Consider the following 15,937-nt stretch of genomic DNA (forward strand, 5'->3'; position numbering starts at 1 on the left):
AATATTAATGAGGGTGACGAGGTCTCTTTTCAAGGTTAGGGCATAGGTATCGTCATTTTACTGATATTTTAGCGTCTACACATTGTATCGGCTATCAGATACTATGATGATAGACACTGTCCAATAAGTATAGGTTCATAATGACTACGCATTTTAAAATGATTTTTACGACCTGCAAAGACGAAGCAGAAGCACGCACACTTGCAAGGGCGTTGGTAGAAAAAAAACTAGCTGCTTGTGTAAATATTTTACCTAACATGGGCTCTATTTATATGTGGGAAGGCGAAGTTGCAGAAGCAACTGAAGCTAAGCTACTTATAAAAACGAAATCAGACAAAATGAACGATGTGTTTCTAACAATAAAAGAGTTACATAGCTACGAAGTGCCAGAGATTCAGGTTTTAGAAGTTTCTACGGGAAATTTGGCGTATTTTAATTGGATGGACGAGGTACTGAATTAATGCGTTTTTTCTTTTTATTGTTGGTTACATTATTAACCGTACCTGTAAAGGCTGCGACTAATAATGTGCTTGGTGATCTACTTGGGCCTCCTCAACACACTTTTTTACCTGTAGACCAAGCGTTTGTATTTGACTTTGATCAGCAAGGCAGCACCTTGTTTGTAGGTTGGGATATAGCACCAGACTATTATTTATATAAAAAGAAAATAGAAATCATTGCCAAGGGTGCAAACATCCAAGTAGGTGACTCTGGTAGTGGCGAAATTATTGAAGATGAATTTTTTGGTAAAACAGAAGTCTTTTTTAATACCGCGAGCGTTGTTAGTAAGTTAAGTAATATTACTGAGGGAGCGGTTGTTAAAGTTCGCTATCAGGGCTGTGCAAAAGCAGGGCTTTGTTATCCACCAGAAGTGATTAGCATTCCACTTAGTGTAATTAGTGGCGGACAGATTAAAAATGTAGATCAAAATAGCGCTACAGATGAAGCGGCAACAGCGCAAAGTACATTTGCAGCACTCAACGAGCCAACGACTGAACCTACAACAAATTCGGATGATACCGAAAAAGAACTGACTTTTACTGAGCAATTAGCCAGTCAGAGTTTAATAACTAATTTACTCATATTTTTTGCTGTTGGTGTAGGCCTTGCTTTTACGCCATGCGTATTTCCAATGTTTCCTATTTTGTCGAGCTTAATTGCGGGTCAGCAAAACCTTTCAACTAAAAAAGCGTTTGCGTTGTCGTTTGTATATATACAAGGTATGGCAGTTACCTATGCAGCGCTTGGCTTAGTTGTTGCTGCGCTTGGTGGGCAAGTGCAGGGGTATTTACAGCATCCATTTGTGTTAATCAGCTTTAGTTTATTATTTGTATTATTGGCTATGTCGATGTTTGGTTGGTACGAAATTAAACTGCCAAGCAGTATGATGAGCAAGCTAACCCAAGTAAGTAACAACCAAAAAGGCGGCAACTACGTTGGCGTATTTTTAATGGGTGTACTTTCGGGCTTAATAGCATCACCTTGTACTACTGCGCCACTGTCGGCGGCGCTCTTATTTGTAGCGCAAAGTGGTGATTACTTAGTAGGTGGTTTAACTCTGTACGTGCTCAGTTTGGGTATGGGATTGCCATTGTTATTACTTGGTACATCTGGCGGTAAATTGCTGCCTAAAGCGGGTGGTTGGATGGAGCAAGTTAAAACCTTGTTTGGTTTTGTGATGCTCGTTGTGCCGCTTATATTACTTGAGCGACTAATCAGCGCCGACATTATATTATTAATGGCAGGTGTGCTTGCATTAGCAACAGCACTGTACTTACATCATTGGCAAAGTAGCCAAACACAAAGCAAGTTAAAAACTGCATTATGGTTTGCTGCAACTCTATTAGTTATTACTGGCTTTACGTTGACTAAAAACTACTTTTGGCCAGTACAAGTACAAACAGTACAGGTAAGCTCACAAAATAATGAATTTAAACAGGTTGCTGATTTAGCAGAACTAAAAGAAGCAGTTGCACAAGCAAACGACGAAGGTCGAATGGTTATGGTCGATTTATATGCCGACTGGTGTGTGGCGTGTAAAGAGTTTGAACATTACACCTTCCCTGATGCCAAAGTGCAAAGTGAGTTTAGCCAGTATCAACTTATTCAAATTGATTTAACTGAGAGTGATAATAAAACAATTGAGCTAATGGAAGAGTACACGGTGTTTGGTTTACCTAGTATTTTGTTTTTTAATACTCAAGGACAAGAGCTTAGTACGCAGCGCGTAACGGGCTTTTTAAATGCTGAGGACTTTGCTAAACACCTAGCAGTTGTGCGCGCCAGCGCACAATAATAGTGCAATAGTGCCACTTGAATTGACTAAGTGGCACCTTCTTAATTCTTCTTATATTTGTACCCACGACACTGATAAGACCAGTATTTTGCTGCTATTTACGTCGAAATCACTATAATAGTTGGTTAACGTGAGAAATTGTTGCTACATTGCTTTTTCTGCTTACTTAAAAGTGAAAAACTAGTTAGTAACCGCTTAACTCATTACTTATAGGATATATCGCGTATTATGGCTGCAAAATTTAACCTTTTAGTTATAAATGGTCCAAATTTAAACATGCTTGGTAAACGTGAACCGGATAAATACGGTTTTCAGACGCTGAGTGAGATTATGGAGGAGCTAACCAGTGCTGCTAATAGTCTAGATGTTGAGTTAACGCATTTTCAAAGTAATAGTGAGCAAGCACTCATCGAACGAATTCACGATGCTTGGCAAGCGGTTGATTACATAATTATCAACCCAGCTGCATTTACGCATACTAGCGTCGCATTACGTGATGCACTGTTGAGTGTTGATATTCCGTTTTTTGAGGTGCACTTAAGTAATGTGCACGCACGTGAAGCCTTTCGTCATCATTCGTATTTTTCTGATGTGGCACAAGGCGTGATATGTGGATTAGGCGCAATGGGTTATCAGGCAGCATTAAACGCCGCTGTTAACCGGTTGCAAAGCGCAATTTAATTTAAATTAACACACAAACAACTTACAGGCGGGTCGTGTAATGGATATTCGCAAGATAAAGAAGCTTATCGAATTAGTAGAAGAATCAGGTATTGCTGAGCTAGAAATCACTGAAGGTGAAGAATCAGTACGTATTAACCGTAACAACATGAGTGCAGGCCCAGGTTACCCGCAATTTGCTCCACAGCAATATGCACCAGCGCCAGCAGCACCAGTTGCAGCGGCTCCTGTAGCTGTTGAAGCAGCAGCGCCAGCTGAGCCTACGGGTCATCAAGTTAAATCACCAATGGTTGGTTCTTTTTACTCTGCTGCGTCTCCTGAAGCTCCAGCATATGTAGAAGTTGGTCAGCAAGTTAAAGTTGGCGATACACTTTGTATTATCGAAGCTATGAAAATGATGAACCAAATTGAATCAGATAAAGCCGGTACAGTAAGAGCTATCTTAGCTGAAAATGGCGAGCCAATAGAATTTGATCAACCTCTATTCATCATTGAATAATAGCGTAACCTAAAAGGCCAACTCTAATGTTAGATAAAGTAGTCATTGCAAACCGAGGTGAAATTGCACTTCGTATATTGCGCGCCTGCAAAGAGCTTGGGATCAAAACGGTTGCTGTGCATTCAACGGCAGATCGCGATCTTAAGCATGTATTGCTTGCAGATGAAACCATCTGTATTGGTAGACCATCAGCAACTGAAAGTTATTTAGATATTCCGCGCATTATTGCTGCGGCTGAAATAACTGACGCTGTAGCGATTCATCCTGGTTACGGTTTCCTTGCAGAAAATGCTGATTTTGCCGACCAAGTTGAGCAAAGTGGTTTTGTATTTATCGGTCCTCGTGGCGACACTATTCGCCTTATGGGTGATAAAGTGTCTGCTATTGCAGCAATGCGTAAAGCCGGCGTTCCATGTGTTCCTGGCTCTGACGGCCCGGTATCAGATGATAAAGAACGCAACATGCAAATCGCTAAGCGTATCGGTTACCCGGTAATCATCAAAGCCGCTGGTGGCGGTGGTGGTCGTGGTATGCGTGTTGTTCGCAGCGAATCTGAACTTATTGATTCAATTGCATTAACACAGCAAGAAGCTAAGCAATTCTTTGGTAATAGCATGGTTTACATGGAAAAATTCCTTGAAAACCCACGCCATATCGAAGTTCAAGTATTAGCAGACGGCCAAGGTAATGCAGTACATTTAGGTGAACGTGATTGTTCTATGCAACGTCGTCACCAAAAAGTAGTTGAAGAAGCTCCAGCACCAGGAATTACTGCTGAAACGCGTAAATTCATTGGCGAGCGCTGTACACGTGCATGTATCGAAATTGGATACCGCGGTGCAGGTACGTTTGAGTTTTTATACGAAAACGGCGAGTTTTACTTCATCGAAATGAATACACGTATTCAGGTTGAACACCCTGTAACTGAAATGGTTACTGGTATCGATTTAGTGAAAGAGCAGTTAAAAATTGCAGCGGGTCAACCGTTATCATTCACTCAAGACGACGTTGTTATTCGTGGTCATGCTATTGAGTGTCGTATTAATGCTGAAGATCCTGAAACGTTTATCCCGTCACCGGGTAAAATTACACGTTTCCATCCAGCAGGTGGTTTAGGTATTCGTTGGGACAGCCATATTTACGCTGACTACACGGTTCCACCACATTACGATTCAATGATTGGTAAGTTAATTACTTACGGTGAAAACCGTGATGTAGCTATTGCGCGCGCGCGCAATGCACTTAACGAGCTAGTAATTGACGGAATTAAAACTAATACTCCTTTGCATAAGAGAATTCTTGCAGATGAAAACTTCCAAAATGGTGGTACTAACATCCACTATCTTGAGAAGAAATTAGGATTGTAATTCTAGCCTGTAAAAGGCGTTTTATCTCAGTTAGTAACCAGAGTTATTAAGCTGATTTAAATAATTAAAAATCCGATATCAGGAGACTGATATCGGATTTTTTAATGCCTGTAATTTATACCAGTTCGCTTAATTAAATGATCTATTTTGAGGGCGGAAAAACGTGTTGGTAGCTAGGCAAAAAATTCGCTATTTAGTTGTTCTCGGCAATTGCTCCTGCATTGCTCTACCTTCTGCATCCATGCAGTCGTAAATGAGAATTTTTTAACGCAGGTAGCGACACGTTTAGCCCCGCAAAATGATTAAGTATTATTGCGGATTGGTATTAAGCCTTATAGGCAATAAAAAAGTCCATAAAATATACTGCAAAGAGTAAATTCGATGGACTCAATATTTATACAATATGTTGAAATAACATTACACTAATTTAGATTCAATTAACTGTAGTGCTTCTTCTAAAATTGTTTCTACTGCTTTTTTAGCGCGTTCAGGATCGCGTGACTTTATGGTCTCTAAAATATCAGCGTGCTTAGCAACGTCTGCGCCCGGTACACCTTTAATGTGGTTTGTATAACGAATACTTACTCTAAGGGCAGTACTAATAAACTCAGTTAACTGCACAAAAAAGCGATTGTTACTGGCAACTAATATACTGGTATGAAAAGCAATGTCAGCTTCGAGTGGATCGTCCAAGCCTTCGTCTGCTTCAGCCATACGGGCTAAGGCGTTATCAATTTCAGCGAGTTGTTCAGCAGTTGCATTTAGTGCAGCAAGAGCGGCTGCTTGTGGTTCAAGGGCAACGCGTACTTGAGTAAATTCTTTTAATAATGAAAGTGATGGCTTGCTGCTTAAAATCCAACGTAGTACGTCGGTGTCAAACATGTTCCAGCTGCTTTCAGGTAATACACGAATACCTTGCTTAGGACGAGAAGAAATTAATCCTTTAGCAGAGAGCATTTTTACCGCTTCGCGGGTAGCGCTGCGACTTACATCATACTTTATACATAAATCGGCTTCAGAAGGCAGGCCTTCGCTTACAGGGTAAACACCACGCACAATAGCAAAACCCAAATCGTGGGTTAATTGTTGTGTTAAATTTTGACGGGGTTGGCTTTTCATTGCGCAGGATTCCGAGTTGATATATTGCTTTATTATATATCATATATCATATTAATGTACTCAAGGATATGATATAAACTTTTAATTAGCTAAATATTTTAACACAGCAATAACAACTTAGTTTGGCTCTTTATACTGTAAATGTAAGTTTATAAAGAGTTTAAATAAAATTGAAAATGCGCTGTATGGAGAGTTGAATTTGAACACCCTAGCTCAATATCATAGTCTTTCTGGTAAAGTTATTTTTATTACAGGCGGTGCATCAGGCATTGGTAGAGCAATGGTTAAATCCTTTGTAAACCAAAATGCAAAAGTAGCATTTATAGATATTGATGATAAGGCAGCGCAATCGCTTATTCGTGATTTACCCAATGCCAAACTATGGTATAGGCAAGTTGATGTAACTGACTCTCATGCACTTCAGCAATCACTTGTGGATGCATGCGCCGCTTTTGGTGCCATTAATATATTAGTTAATAATGTAGCGAACGACCGCCGCCAAGCGAGCGAAGACGTTACAGTGCAAGACTGGGATCAGTGCTTACAAATAAACTTAAACCCTGCATTTTTTGCCTCTCAAGTTGCTATGTCTTTTATGAAAGGCGATGGAGCCGGCAGTATCATTAATTTTAGCTCTATTAACGCGATTATGGGCCAGCCACAAATGGCAGGCTATGTAACCGCAAAAGCAGGGCTAATTGGTATGACTAAGGCATTGGCTCGCGATTACGGCGAGTTTGGTATTCGCGTTAACGCTATTTTGCCAGGGTGGGTGGCTACCGACCGTCAACTAGCAAGCTGGTTTACCGAAGAAGAGCAAGTTAAGTGGATGGAAGCCATGGCGCTTAAAAAATTAGTAACCCCTGAAGATGTTGCTAATTTGGCACTCTTTTTAGCCGCCGATGAAAGCAGTATGATCACCGGGCAGAGTATTAAAATCGACGGTGGGAGGCTTTAAAGCTTGGCTAATTCATCTCTTTTTATTGCTGTTGACTGGGGCACGAGCCATTTACGTGCTTATTTGTGCGAAGTACAAGCGCAATCAACACTTAAATTATTAGCACAACGTGATGGCCCTGGCGTTGTTAAGGCGAATCAAAATTTTGAGCAAACCCTAATCGACACCATTGCAGTGTGGAAGCAAGAATATGGCAGTTTACCTATATATATTGCAGGACAAATTACCTCAAGCATCGGCTGGCACGAAACGCCTTATTTAGAATGCCCAATTAATCCCGAAGGGCTACTTAATGCTGCGGTTAGCTTTGATTGCGATGGGCATATTATTAAAGCGTTACCTGGCACAAAGTGTACGCTGCAAAACGGCTTGTTTGATGTAATGCGCGGCGAAGAGCTGCAAATTTTAGGGTTTTTAAAGCAAAATCCACAGTATCAACAAGGTAAAATATTATTATGTTTACCTGGTACACATACTAAATGGGTGCTTATAAACAACGGCGAAATCATTTGCTTTAAAACAGCCATGACCGGCGAGTTATATGATTTGTTATGTCATCAAAGTGTTTTAATTCCTAACGACTGCGCAGAAGGTGATTTTGATTTTAAAGCATTTGAGCAAGGCTGTGAGCTAACTTTAGGTAGTGATAGCGGTAACTTGGCACATGGTATTTTTAGTGTGCGTACACGCCAGCTTTCAAAGGAGTTAACGCCAGTACAAGCTAAAGCCTATTTGTCGGGTGTATTAATTGGCAGTGATGTACGAGCAGCTCGCCATGCTAGCGAATGGCAATTATTGAGTGATACACAAGTTGTGGTGATTGGCACAAAGCAGCTTAATAAGTGTTTTACCACAGCGCTTAAACAAATTGGTGTTAATTGTGTTGAGTTTGATATTAAAACAGCCACGCTAAGCGGCTTTAATTACTTATTTAATTTAGAGTCAAAAAAATAAACCCCTCTATAAAAATTAAATTATAAAGGGGTTAACAGGAAGCTATTATAACTTAATAGTTAAGCGCTTTTAGCTGCTTGGTTATGCTCAATGTAATCATTGAGCGCAGCAACTTGTGCCTCATTAAAACGTAGTCCTAATTTGCTGCGGCGCCATAAAATATTGTATGCGTTTTCTGCCCACTCTTCATTTAGCAAGTAATCTACTTCTGCTGCAAATAAACCATGGCCAAAATCTTGGCCTAAATCACTCAACCCAGTTGCACTACCTAAAATATGTTTAGCACGAGTACCATAAGTGCGTACAAAGCGTTTAAGTGTTATTTCAGGTAGCCATTCGTATTTTGCTTTTAGCTCTGATTTAAGTGCTTCTACAGAGCTAAAATCACCACCAGGGAGCGGACTATGCTTGGTCCACGCTTTGCTCATTTGTGGGTAAAAGTCTTCAAGCTTATTAACCGCAGCTTCGGCAAGTTTGCGATAAGTTGTAATTTTTCCACCAAACACACTCAGTAGAGGTGTTTGCTTAGCATCACTCGAAAGCTCTAATTTATAATCGCGAGTAACGGCTTGTGCATTAACTGATTCGTCATCAAGTAATGGGCGTACACCTGAAAAGGTATGTACTATGTCTTCGCGTTTAATCGGTTGTTTAAAGTAGGTATTAGTGATATCAATTAAGTAATCAATTTCTTCATCACTAATTTTAACGTCTTGTGCTTCACCTTTGTGTTCTACATCGGTTGTGCCAATAAGTGAGAAGTCATCTTCAAACGGAATAACAAACACAATACGCTGATCTTTATTTTGTAAAATATAAGCTTGTTTCTCATCGTGAATGCGAGGCACTACAATGTGACTACCTTTTACAAGGCGAATATTTTGTGGTGATTTTTCTGTTAGGGCTTCATCAAATAATTTAGCTACCCAAGGACCCGCAGCATTAACAATGCCTTTGGTAGAAATGGTGTATTTAGCTTTACTCTTTTGCTGCTCAAGCGTTACCTGCCATTTACCTTGCTCACGTTTAGCATTTACACACTTAGTTTGTGTGGTAATAACGGCGCCTTTTTCCTGCGCTGCAAGGGCGTTTAAAACGACTAAGCGAGAATCGTCAACCCAGCCATCAGAGTATTCAAACCCTTTGGTAATAGAGGGTTCTAAAACGCTATTTTCACCAAATTTAATGCTTCGAGAACCCGCAAGTGTTTCGCGTTTCGCTAGGTTGTCATACATAAACAAACCAATGCGAATCATCCACGCAGGGCGTAAATGCTTTTGATGCGGCAATCTAAAGGTTAGTGGCCACATAATGTGAGGTGCGTTCTTAAGTAGCACTTCTCGCTCTGCTAGGGCTTCTTTTACTAATCTAAATTCGTAATGCTCAAGGTAGCGCAGACCACCGTGGATCAGCTTAGAACTGTTTGAAGATGTTGCACAGGCAAGGTCTGATTGTTCGCACAAGAGTACTTTTAATCCTCTGCCTGCTGCATCAGCTGCTATTCCAGTGCCGTTTACACCGCCACCGATGACTAGTAAGTCATATTCGTTATCTGCTAATTCCACCGAGCTAACCTTTTTATTTGTAATATAAATAAGACATAAGCATCATAAAGCTGCTGTTTTCATTTGACAATAGAAAACCCAGATTTTTATTCGTTAATTTTGATGCCAATCCATTTTCAATTTAAAGCAGTAAAGGATGCTTTTTAAATCTAGCATTTAGCTAAGTTAAAAAAGCAAAGTGGTTAAAGTATTAGCCTTAACCACTTAGTATTTACTATGGGCAGTTTTTATTCGTTAAGCATACTTGAGCTACGCAGTGCTGCCATTTTGCGTATAGATCGTTACGTTCGTCGGCACTCATGGTTGGCTCAAAACGACGGTCGCATGTCCACATTTTAGATAACTGCTCAGTCGACTCGTACACACCTGTTTGTAAGCCAGCTAAATATGCTACGCCTAAAGAAGTGGTTTCGGTCACAGTTGGGCGCTCAACTGTTGCGCCTAAAATGTTTGATAAAAAGGTCATAACCCAATTATTTTTTACCATACCGCCATCTACACGAAGCACACTTGGGCGAAGACCATCACGCTCCATCGCTTTTTGTAAATCTTTGGTCTGGTAACCAACTGATTGCAGCGCTGCGGCAACTATGGTGCTAATACCCGAATCGCGTGTTAGCCCTAAAATAGCGCCACGTGCATTAGGGTCCCAATAAGGAGCACCTAAACCCGTAAACGAAGGCACTAAAAATACACCATGATCGAGCGGTACATCTTTAACCATCGATTCACTTTCGCCAGCATGGCTAAGTAGTTTTAAGCCTTCAACAATCCACTGCATAGTTGCGCCAGCCATAAATATACTGCCTTCAATGGCGTAAGTTGGCTTGCCGTTTAATCTATAAGCAACAGTGGTCAGTAAGCGGTTTTCTGAGGTCAGTGCTTTTTCGCCAGTGTTAAGCATTAAAAAACAGCCAGTACCGTAAGTACTTTTAGCCATGCCTTGTTCAAAACATGCGTGGCCAACAAGCGCAGCTTGCTGATCGCCTGCAATACCACAAACACGAATTGGCGCGCCAAAAATATCAGCGCTGGTTGAACCAAACTCGTCAGCTGAATCCATTACCTCTGGCAACATAGATTCTGGGATATCGAATAACTCTAAAAGCTCTTGATCCCACTGCTGGGTATGAATATTAAATAACATGGTGCGCGATGCATTGGTTGCATCGGTGCGGTGCTCTTTGCCGCCTGTTAGCTGCCAAAGTAGGTAAGTGTCAACCGTACCGAAGGCGAGCTCACCTGCAAGGGCTTGTTCGCGTGCGCCTTCAACGTTATCTAAAATCCAACGAATTTTAGTGGCCGAAAAATAAGGGTCGAGCAATAAGCCTGTTTTATCGCTTATCGTTTGGCAAAGCTCATCAGTTGTTAGGCTTTCGCAATAGTCACTGGTGCGACGGTCTTGCCATACAATAGCGTTATAAATTGTTTTGCCTGTTTTTTTGTCCCACACCAAAGTGGTTTCGCGTTGGTTGGTGATGCCAATGGCAATAATTTCTTCAGGCTTTACATCGTTTTTAGTTAACACTTCGCGACTAGTGCTAAGCACTGTTTGCCAAATATCGTTAGGGTCGTGTTCTACCCAACCATTTTGTGGAAAATGCTGCGAAAATTCTTGTTGTGCTGTACCAAAAACGTCTGCATCTTTTGTAAACAAGATGGCCCGAGAGCTTGTGGTTCCTTGATCAATTGAGAGTATGTATTTGGACATGATATTTGTGTTATTTATCTTATCTTATATATGACTAGATTGCCTTTAACCGAAGTTAATGGCAATGGTTTTTTCTTAAAATAGCAGATTAAAAAATAAACACGCTAATATTTTCTGGTAACTCTTTTATATAAAAGGCGTTTTATTTTTGCATTATTTTAAGGGCGTACGCGGCTATTGATTAAAACAGCCGCTTAAAGTTTATTATTACTTGGTGTGAGGTTTAGCTTGTTGCCAATCCATACCGGTAGAAAAGCGATTATCAAACCCGCGCCACTGTGGCAGCGGCTTACCATCAACAACAGCTTGGTCGCCGTTTTGTGGTAAATCTAAATATTTACACTCGCTGGCTATGCCTTTTACGTGGCAATCCATCATGGCAAGTACAAAGTGTTTGTTGATTTCGTTTAGTGTACGCATAGACCACGAAGGCTCGTAGTAATGGCCTATATCTAGCTCACTGCTGCTTTGTGCAATAGCAGGGGCTGGGTGTGGTGCAATATTATGGCGTGCATTTTTGTAAGTAAGCATGTACTTATCTTTGCTGCCTGTTTGTTCATAAAGACTTTTAATGCCTTTGTAGCCTGAAATGTCATCTAAGTTACCGGCTATATAAAGCGAAGGTACTTTAATATTTTCCATTGCTTTGGCATCAAATATAGCGTGCTGTCCGCCCCATGGTGCAAAGGCTACCATCGCTTTTATACGTGGGTCTACTTTTGGGTTTTGGTATTGCCCACCAGCGCAGCTGTTTAGTAATTGCTGTACTTGTTTAATTTGAGCAGGGTCTTTCATACCCGTAAACATAGCCGTTGTTTGCTCATTAAAAGCGTAACAACCACCTATCGTATTTACAGCGCCATAGCCACCCATTGAGTAACCAATTACACCTGCGCTTTTGTTATCTACTTGCTTACTTGCAAAGTTGTTTTGTTCGTTAAAGTAATTAATAACAAACTGCTGATCGCGTGAGCGATTTATAAGCGTACTGAAAAAGCCAGAGAACGGCGCATTTTTAAAATCAACATCTGCGTTAGTTGAATCAGTATGATCAATCGCTGCAACAATGTAGCCGTGCGACGCTAAGTGCTCGCCTAAGTAGTACATAATTGTACGGTAACCGGTATAACCGTGCGAAAGCACTATCACAGGGTAGTGCTCTTTATTATTAATGGCGACATCACGCATTGCATCGGCTTGCAGAGTAAACTCTTTACCTGAGCGAGTTTCATCTGTGTAGCTGGTAAGTGGCGCTTTTGCTGTGTTTACAGCCGGATACCACACCTCTACTTTTAAAGAACGATCTTTTTGGCCTTGTGTAGCGGGGTCAAATTGCGCAGGGTTAACTAAATCAAGTGTTTGCACACCCACATTGTAATTACCTTTTGCCGCAAGTTCTGGAAGTACTTCGCTAGTGATTGGCGGATATAGCTGCTCTGGTTTATTAGATTCAGCAACAGCTACACTGGCAGATAAACTGCACGTAGCAAGTAGTATGGCTTTTGAAAGCGCCTTGAGTGTGTGTGTCATTGTGTGTCCTTGTTGTGTATTTTTATTTTTTAATTAGTCAGTTCAGCCGACTCGACGGCATTGCTATATTGCAACTGCCATTGTGCTCGTAAGGTATCCATTATGTTCATAACTCTTAAGCTAGTACCCAGTGGTAATACGCTGCTTTGGGTTTGTTTTTGTAATATACACTGCGTGACATGTGCAATTTCAAACTTAAAATTTTCATCGTCGCTAAAATCGTATTTAAAGTACTGAGGGTCTTGGTCGTTTATGTGTAGCTCTAGCGTTTTTGCACCTACAAACTGAGGTATTCGAATATAGCCAAGCTCACCATTAATACATGCTTCTGTTGGGCCATTTTGCTGCAGTGCGCTGGCAAGAGATGCAAATTGCCCGTTACCGTAATCAACTATAGCAGTGCTTCGCTCATCAACGCCGGTTGTGCTTTTATGTACAAAGGATTTGATATGTTCAGGGGCTTTATTAAATACCACATCAGCAATCGAAATAGGGTAAATACCTAAATCGAGCAGGGCACCACCCGCTGTTACAGGGTTCATTAATCGGTGAGTGTCGGCAAAGCTGCCAGGTAAACTAAAGTTGGCATTAACACTGTGCACATTACCAATAACACCTTCACTTAGGAGCTGTTGTAATTTTACTATAGCTGGTAAAAACCGCATCCAAACACCTTCCATTAAAAAGCAGTTTTGTTGCTTGGCAAGCTTAGTGAGGCTTTGTAACTGCTCAGCATTAACGGTAATCGGTTTTTCGCTTAGCACGTGCTTATTGTGTTTTAAGCATTGGGCGATAGTTTTAAAGTGTTGATCGTGGGTATTGGCAATATATACGGCATCTATATTTGGGCATTGCATAAGAGCTTGATAGCTCTCATAGCCTTGAATATTGTATGGTGTGGCAAATTCTTTAGCGCGCTGCATGCTCGTTGATGCAGCGCCAATAAGCTGTGCATCACTGCAATGCGCAATGCTTTTAGCAAAGGTGTGAGCTATATTGCCACACCCAATAATTCCCCAATTAACCTTTGCCATGCTTATTCCTTAAGTTTATTTAAAAAGACGTAATTTGTAATCCTGAACCCGCTGAGCATACGTAAATATCAGCATTTAAGCTAAAGCGCTCAAAGTAATGCTTTTCTACCGCAGCTTTAATAAGAGGTACTTCCGCATCGCGACACAAACATACAATAGCACCACCAAAGCCGCCACCCGTCATACGTACTGCGCCGCGATCGCCCATCGCTTCTTTACAAATTTCTACTAGGCCATCGGTTGCAGGTACGGTTACTTCAAAATCGTGTTTAAGTGATTGGTGCGATGCAGCCATTAGCGTACGAAGTGCATCCATATCGTTATTTTGTAGTGCAGTAGTTGCTGCAATTACACGGTCGTTTTCGCTAATTACGTGGTGTGCACGTTTATATTCGTTTTCGCTTAATGTCGCTTTTACTGCTTGCAGGCCAGTCATGGTTGCTTGGCGAAGTGTTTCTACACCCATTTTTACAGCAGCTTGTTCGCAGTCAATACGGCGCTGGTTGTATTCGCTATCAACCAACTTACGCGGGTAGTTAGAGTTAACAATAACAATATTTAAATCATCAGGAACTTTAACTGATTTGGTTGCTAAGTTTTCACAGTCGATTAATAGTGCATGACCGTTCTCGCCTTTAGCTGAAATAAGCTGATCCATAATGCCGCATTGGCAATGCATAAAGTCATTTTCGGCTTCTTGACCAAATAGCGCAATTTGCTCTGGCGGTAAACCAAGCTGTGCAATATGGTTAAACATACCGCCTACAGCAACTTCTAGTGCTGCCGATGATGACAAGCCACTACCTTGCGGTAAGTTGCTGTCAATTAGTAGGTCGGCGCCACGCAGTGTGTAGCCCGCTCTTTTAAGAACATAAGTCACAGCACGAATGTAGTTACCCCATTGCGACTGGCCTTCAGTGATTTCTTCATCAACACTAAAGCTGTCTTTTTCGCCTGGGTAATTTAAAGAATGCACAGTAATAATATTGTCGTCGCGCTCTTTAAACATTACTTGGGTACGAAACTCTAACGAACACGGTAAAACAAAACCGTCGTTGTAGTCGGTAAATTCGCCAATGAGGTTTACACGCCCCGGTGCTGCAGCAATACCTTGAGCAGGCGCGCCATACAGTGACAAAAATTGTTGTTGGAATTCGTTAAGCTTCATCTGTGTGTCCTGCTGTATCTTTATAGTGTGTTGTACTGGCTGCTTTTAAAATAGAAGCAGCGGTTTCTGCGCTTAAATCGCGTTGGCTTTCGCCTAGCATTTCGTAGCCTACCATGTGTTTTTTAACAGTAGCAGAGCGAAGTAGCGGCGGATAAAAGTGTGCATGCAAACGCCAATGTTGCTCATCAGAGCTTCTATTAGCAGGTGCATTGTGCCATCCCATTGAGTATGGGAAGCTGCAATTAAATACGTTGTCGTACTTAGTGGTTAATACTTTAAGTGCCTGAGCCAAAGAGTCGGTTTGCGCATCGTTTAGCTGGCTAAAGTTTTGAATGTTATCTTTAGTTACTAGCATTGTTTCAAACGGCCACGCTGCCCAAAATGGCACAACAACAAGCCAATGTTCGTTTTCAAATACAACACGTGTTTGATCTGCTTGCTCTTTTTGCGCGTAATCGGCAAGCATGGCTGTGCCATGCTTTTTATAATAGGCAAGCTGCTGGTTATCTTCGGCTTCTATTTCGGTTGATAAATGCGAGTGAGCCCATACTTGGCCGTGAGGATGAGGTTGCGAACAACCCATGATCTCGCCTTTATTTTCAAAAACTTGTACACATTCGTACTGCTGTGCAAGCTCTGTATAATTTTGTTTCCAGGTTTTTACTACTTCGTGCAATGCGTTTTGGCTAAGCTCTGGTAGTGTTTTATTATGCTCTGGAGAAAAACAAATTACGCGGCATTCGCCACTGGCTTCGTCGGCAATAAATAAATCGCTGTCTGACTCTAAGCTTTGTAATTGCTCGCTGGCATTAGGCGTTAATGCGCCAAAGTCATTTCTAAATACGTGTGTGTATTTGTAATCAGGGTTACTGTCGCCATTTGCACGGGTATTACTTGGGCAAAGTGGGCAGCTGTCATCGTGTTTTGGTAATACGTTTTCGTTAACGGCTTCTGTTGCGCCTAACCATGGGCGGTTATTACGATGTGGTGACACTAATACCCAACGACCCGTTAGCGGATTTTTACGTCTGTGAGTACTTTCTAATAAAGCCATA

General features: G+C 41.3%; 14 protein-coding genes. 7 read left to right on the top strand and 7 right to left on the bottom strand.

Going from position 1 to position 15,937, the window contains the following annotated elements:
- Positions 1-140 precede the first annotated feature (140 nt).
- The 5 genes from cutA (at position 141) to accC (ending at position 4,843) form a co-directional block, all read left to right on the top strand.
- On the top strand, positions 141-461 hold the full coding sequence (gene cutA / locus PARC_RS01070; RefSeq protein ID WP_007580036.1) for a divalent-cation tolerance protein CutA: 321 nt from the start codon (positions 141-143) through the stop codon (positions 459-461).
- Positions 461-2,296 carry a protein-disulfide reductase DsbD gene (locus tag PARC_RS01075; RefSeq protein ID WP_010555030.1) on the top strand — a complete coding sequence of 612 codons (1,836 nt, stop codon included), beginning with the start codon at positions 461-463 and terminating at the stop codon, positions 2,294-2,296. Before cutA ends, PARC_RS01075 begins: the two co-directional genes overlap by 1 nt.
- 228 nt (positions 2,297-2,524) lie before the next feature.
- Positions 2,525-2,977: a type II 3-dehydroquinate dehydratase gene (gene aroQ, locus PARC_RS01080; protein WP_010555029.1), complete on the top strand. Its 453-nt coding sequence runs from the start codon at positions 2,525-2,527 to the stop codon at positions 2,975-2,977.
- Positions 2,978-3,017: 40 nt separating this feature from the next.
- Complete coding sequence (accB, locus tag PARC_RS01085) at positions 3,018-3,476, top strand: acetyl-CoA carboxylase biotin carboxyl carrier protein (protein ID WP_007580042.1); 459 nt, start codon at positions 3,018-3,020, stop codon at positions 3,474-3,476.
- 26 nt (positions 3,477-3,502) lie between these two features.
- Positions 3,503-4,843, top strand: a complete 1,341-nt coding sequence (gene accC, locus PARC_RS01090; protein WP_007580045.1) for an acetyl-CoA carboxylase biotin carboxylase subunit — start codon at positions 3,503-3,505, stop codon at positions 4,841-4,843.
- A 417-nt stretch (positions 4,844-5,260) separates the two neighbouring features.
- Here the strand turns inward: accC and PARC_RS01095 are convergent, their stop codons facing one another.
- On the bottom strand, positions 5,261-5,962 hold the full coding sequence (locus tag PARC_RS01095; RefSeq protein ID WP_007580047.1) for a FadR/GntR family transcriptional regulator: 702 nt from the start codon (positions 5,960-5,962) through the stop codon (positions 5,261-5,263).
- A gap of 199 nt (positions 5,963-6,161) precedes the next feature.
- Between PARC_RS01095 and PARC_RS01100 the strand changes: the two genes are divergently transcribed.
- Positions 6,162-6,920, top strand: coding sequence for an SDR family NAD(P)-dependent oxidoreductase (locus PARC_RS01100; protein ID WP_010555028.1), 759 nt, complete (start codon positions 6,162-6,164; stop codon positions 6,918-6,920).
- A 3-nt stretch (positions 6,921-6,923) separates the two neighbouring features.
- A complete protein-coding gene (locus PARC_RS01105; protein ID WP_010555027.1) occupies positions 6,924-7,874 on the top strand; it encodes a 2-dehydro-3-deoxygalactonokinase in 951 nt (316 codons plus the stop codon).
- A gap of 59 nt (positions 7,875-7,933) precedes the next feature.
- Here PARC_RS01105 and glpD read toward each other — a convergent pair whose 3' ends face one another.
- The 6 genes from glpD to PARC_RS01135 form a co-directional block, all read right to left on the bottom strand.
- Positions 7,934-9,439, bottom strand: coding sequence for a glycerol-3-phosphate dehydrogenase (gene glpD / locus PARC_RS01110; RefSeq protein WP_010555026.1), 1,506 nt, complete (start codon positions 9,437-9,439; stop codon positions 7,934-7,936).
- Positions 9,440-9,653: 214 nt separating this feature from the next.
- On the bottom strand, positions 9,654-11,150 hold the full coding sequence (gene glpK, locus PARC_RS01115) for a glycerol kinase GlpK (RefSeq protein WP_033012413.1): 1,497 nt from the start codon (positions 11,148-11,150) through the stop codon (positions 9,654-9,656).
- A 207-nt stretch (positions 11,151-11,357) separates the two neighbouring features.
- Positions 11,358-12,680 carry an alpha/beta hydrolase family protein gene (locus tag PARC_RS01120; RefSeq protein WP_010555024.1) on the bottom strand — a complete coding sequence of 441 codons (1,323 nt, stop codon included), beginning with the start codon at positions 12,678-12,680 and terminating at the stop codon, positions 11,358-11,360.
- 29 nt (positions 12,681-12,709) lie between these two features.
- Positions 12,710-13,714, bottom strand: coding sequence for a Gfo/Idh/MocA family protein (locus PARC_RS01125; protein WP_010555023.1), 1,005 nt, complete (start codon positions 13,712-13,714; stop codon positions 12,710-12,712).
- 19 nt (positions 13,715-13,733) lie between these two features.
- Positions 13,734-14,882 (bottom strand): galactokinase, encoded by a 1,149-nt coding sequence (gene galK, locus PARC_RS01130; RefSeq protein ID WP_010555022.1) that lies wholly within the window; start codon positions 14,880-14,882, stop codon positions 13,734-13,736.
- Complete coding sequence (locus PARC_RS01135) at positions 14,872-15,936, bottom strand: UDP-glucose--hexose-1-phosphate uridylyltransferase (RefSeq protein WP_010555021.1); 1,065 nt, start codon at positions 15,934-15,936, stop codon at positions 14,872-14,874. The genes galK and PARC_RS01135 overlap by 11 nt, the downstream gene beginning before the upstream one ends.
- Position 15,937 lies beyond the last annotated feature (1 nt).

It is taken from the genome of Pseudoalteromonas arctica A 37-1-2, from assembly GCF_000238395.3.
Taxonomy (GTDB): Bacteria; Pseudomonadota; Gammaproteobacteria; order Enterobacterales; family Alteromonadaceae; genus Pseudoalteromonas; species Pseudoalteromonas arctica.